Origin of the sequence: Rothia sp. HMSC066G02, from assembly GCF_001813145.1 — a bacterium.
Lineage (GTDB): Bacteria > Actinomycetota > Actinomycetes > Actinomycetales > Micrococcaceae > Rothia.
In genome coordinates, this window is the sequence record NZ_KV811597.1 from 325,062 (window position 1) to 327,765 (window position 2,704).

At 59.9% G+C, this 2,704-nt stretch carries 2 protein-coding genes and 1 pseudogene; all 3 read right to left on the reverse strand.

Features of this window, described 5'->3' with window-relative positions; all coding sequences use genetic code 11:
• A pseudogene (locus tag HMPREF2894_RS08035) lies at nt 1-227 on the reverse strand (preprotein translocase subunit SecD); the annotation flags it as partial.
• Nucleotides 228-464: 237 nt separating this feature from the next.
• Nucleotides 465-1,178 carry a hypothetical protein gene (locus tag HMPREF2894_RS08040; protein WP_070678718.1) on the reverse strand — a complete coding sequence of 238 codons (714 nt, stop codon included), beginning with the start codon at nt 1,176-1,178 and terminating at the stop codon, nt 465-467.
• A 218-nt stretch (nt 1,179-1,396) separates the two neighbouring features.
• On the reverse strand, nt 1,397-2,233 hold the full coding sequence (locus HMPREF2894_RS08045; protein ID WP_070678720.1) for a hypothetical protein: 837 nt from the start codon (nt 2,231-2,233) through the stop codon (nt 1,397-1,399).
• Nucleotides 2,234-2,704 lie beyond the last annotated feature (471 nt).

Sequence of the window (2,704 nt, forward strand, 5' to 3'; positions counted from 1 at the left end):
GTCTTGGTTTCTGCCTTGGTGGTTTCAGCTGCGGCGGAGGTGGTGCTTGCGCTGGTTGCCGCGGTGGAGGTGCTTGCGGGTGCCGAGGCAGTTGCGGAAGCGGTTGCAGAAGCGGACGCGCTTGCCGATGCGGAGGAGTTGGAGTTGGCGCCGGAGTTGCCGCCGCAGGCTGCGAGGCCGAGGGCACCGGCAATGGTCAGGAACAGAACAGCAATAGACTTCTTCACGGCAGATTTCTCTTTCCGTCATGCGTCGCTCTGCAGCGGCACAGTGCGTGGTGTGGTTGACCTGTACTCCGGTATGCCCGGCGTACGCCTTCATGCTAGCACCTCATCCTGACGGTACTCTGCAAGCATGCGTAAAACGCCCCTCACGCATCACGTTCAGATGCGCACGGGGCGTCTTCTAGGTCAGGGGCTGTTACGCTCTGGTAGCGTCACAAGCCGCTGTTAGCTCTTTACAGCTTACTTGGGCTGTGCGGGCTTGACGGGGGAGACCTTAGCCTGTGCGGGCTTTGCGGGAACCTTCGGAGCCTTCAGGTCTGCCTTCTCGCCACCAACGATGGAGGTTACTTCACCGGATGCGTCCACGGATGCCTGCAGGCCGCTGTTAGCCTGGATGCTCCAGGAGCCGTCAGCCTTAACTGCGACCTGGCCGTTTGCGTCCTGGCGGCTCCAGGAACCGTTAGCCTGTACAGCTACCTGACCTTCGTCACCCTGAATGGTCCAGCCGCCGTCCTCGGAAACAATAACGTCGCCCTCAACGGCGGAGGAGGAGTTACCCTCGGAGTCCTTGGACTCAGCCTTGGTGCCCTTTTCGTCAGACTCTACCTTGGAGGAGTTACCCTCGGAGTCCTTAGCGTCTACGGATGCCTTGCCGTCTGCGCCGACCTTCACGTCTGCGGAGTTGCCCTCGCCGTCGTTAGCCTTGACGGTGACGTTGCCGTCCTTGTCGACCTTCACGTCTGCAGAAGCGGAAGCAGATGCAGCCGAGGTGGTTGCAGCTGCAGAGGATGCCTTAGCCGATGCGCTTGCGGAAGCAGTCGCAGAAGCAGATGCGGATGCAGTCGCGGTGGTGGTGGAAGAGGACTGGGAGCCGCATGCGCTCAGGCCCAGTGCGCCTGCGAAGGCGATGGACAGAACCGCGGTGGTCTTCTTCATTGCGGGGGCGAATGCCATTATTTCTCCTTGTGGTTGTTAGTATGGTGCGGCTAGTTGGCGACGTATTCGCGTCGTGCGCAGGATCCTTGTGGGATTCCATAACGATTATCGGTGTAACCAACCGCGTTAATTCTATCGAGTTTGGGGGCTTTTATCCGAGCCACCGGGCGTTTATCCGCATTCTAGCGGGTGGGATATCCCACGTTTCTGCCCGGTTTGTCGGCTGGTCACATCAGTTAGTTACGGGGAGTGACGGGCTTGACGGGGTCCACGGTAGCGCCGGCAGGCTTGACGGGTACAGTGGGTACCTGGAAGGTTCCCTGTCCGGTCTGTTCCCAGGAGCCATCAGCCTTCACTTCGACAACGCCGGGAGCTCCGACGAGTTCCCAGGAGCCGTCTGCCCTGACCTCTACGTTGCCGCTCGGACCGACACGCTCCCAGGAGCCGTCAGCGTCTACTTCAACGATGTCGCCGTTGGGGGCGTGGTAGGACCAGCCGCCGTCGGTCTTGATTTCGATGAGGGTGTAGCCGTTGGCTGCGCTGACGGTTCCGCTGTCGACGGTCACGGTGCCGGAGCCGTTCGAGCCGCTCTTGGCGGAGGTCTCGCCGGCCTTTTCGTCGACCTTTGCGGAGGAGCCCGAGTTGTTCGATGCCGAGCTGCCATTGACGGTTGCGTTGCCGCTAACATCGGCGGTCACGCCGGTTCCGTTCGCGCCGTTGACGGTCACATTACCGTTGGCGTCTGCGGTGACCCCGGTACCATCAGCACCGCTGACGGTCACACCGTTTTCGGTGACGGTGACGGTGCCCTGGGAGCTGCTTGCGGTGGCGCTCGGGGAGGCTGCGTCGCTTGCCTTGACGGTGACCTTGCCGTTGCCCGCGTTGACTGCTGCGTCGGCGGTGGAGGATGCCTTAGCGGTCGCGGTGGCGGTGGGTGCCGGGTTGGAGGTGTTCTGTGTACCGCAGGCGCTCAGGCCGAGTGCTGCGATTGCTGCCAGGGACAGTGCTGCCGCGCCGGTGCGGAGGCGGTGGCTGGTGGGCTGCGCGGAAGTACGCTGAGCGTGGCGTGCCATGAGGTGGTTCTCCTTGTGCGTCCCGGAGGGTCAATCGTCCGGGGTTTGTATGGTTGATTTTCCGGTTGGGTGGGGCCGCCGTGTATGGTGTGTGGCTTTTCCTTCGCCGGTGATTCCAGCTTAGGGTGTGAGTCTAAGATTGAGCTTTAGTTTGCTGTGTTTAAGCTATGTCTGGACAGCGATGTATAAGTATTTTTCCCAGCGAGGTTTCATACTCACGGTTTTTCGCTCAGCTTATGTATAGCTTTCTGCTTATATGTATAAATTTTCTTTATTTTTTCTGTAGCCTGCCCTAGCTTCTTCCGTGAAGTAGGGATAGTTTCTGTGTTTTTAGCTCAACCACAACATTAAGGTCGCAAAGACACAACTACTCAGCGACTCTAGGGCTCCATCCCACCTGGCTAGGCGCGCTTCCGCTACTTAAGCCCCCCCCCTTCGGTGAACTGCCTCCCGTTTCTTGGACAACAAAAA

Excerpts from the sequence above, each read along its gene's own strand:
- HMPREF2894_RS08040 (WP_070678718.1), bottom strand. The coding sequence starts at position 1,178 with ATGGCATTCGCCCCCGCAATGAAGAAGACCACCGCGGTTCTGTCCATC.
- HMPREF2894_RS08045 (WP_070678720.1), bottom strand. The coding sequence starts at position 2,233 with ATGGCACGCCACGCTCAGCGTACTTCCGCGCAGCCCACCAGCCACCGC.